We start from the raw sequence: 821 nt of genomic DNA, 5'->3' as shown, positions 1-821 counted from the left end.
GCTCTTTCCTCTCCACCCACAGGCGCGTCTCTGGCTGGCCCAGCCGCAGCCCCAACTCGAATGGACCCATACTCCTATGCAAACTGTGACGTTGAGCGACGCGCAAATGGAAGGCTTGCGACAAATCTTTTTCCGCCTTCCCGATACTCGCAGCAAACTGGGCAAGCAGCATCCCCTCCCGGCCATTCTGACAGTGGCCGTGGCCGCCGTTCTGACGCAGGCCGAAAGTTATGCCGCCATCGCCGAGTGGGCCGGTCGCTTGACCCAGGCCCAACTGAAGCGCATCCGCGCCCGCTTCAATCCCCGGACTCAGCGTTATGTGGCCCCCTCCGAACCGACCATCCGGCGCGTCTTGCAAGGGGCCGATGTGGATGCGCTGGATGCGGCGATCGGTGCCTGGCTACTGGGCACGGCGGGCTTTGAAGCCGTGGCCGTCGATGGCAAAGTCCTCAAAGGGGCCGTGCGTGCAGAGGGCGCTCAGGTGCACCTGCTCAGCGCGTTCCTGCATGGACAGGGGGCTACCATCGCGCAAAAGGAAATCGCCCGGAAAACCAACGAAATTCCAGAACTGCGCAACCTGCTCTCGGATGTCGACATCACGGGCAAGGTCGTCACTGCCGATGCCCTGCATACCCAGCGGGAGACCGCCCGCTTCCTCGTCGAAGACAAAAAAGCCGATGATCTCTTCACCGCCGTCAAAGGCAATCAACGCAAACTCCGCGACCGTCTGACGTGCTTCCCTTGGGGCGATTTTTCCCCTCAGCGCTGAAACCACAGAGGTCGGACATGGCCGCTTTGAACATCGCAAAATCATCGTCGCC

The 821-nt window shown here is 61.5% G+C and carries 1 protein-coding gene; it reads left to right on the top strand.

Annotated elements, in window-relative coordinates; translation table 11 throughout:
- On the top strand, positions 1–769 hold a 769-nt coding region (locus HAP95_RS00095; protein WP_215882439.1), incomplete at its 5' end, for an ISAs1 family transposase.
- Positions 770–821: the final 52 nt, after the last annotated feature.

Source organism: Acidithiobacillus sulfurivorans, assembly GCF_018853815.1.
In the GTDB taxonomy this organism is placed as follows: Bacteria; Pseudomonadota; Gammaproteobacteria; order Acidithiobacillales; family Acidithiobacillaceae; genus Acidithiobacillus; species Acidithiobacillus sulfurivorans.
Note: the sequence above shows the minus strand (reverse complement) of the source record. Positions and strands in the feature narration are given on the sequence as shown.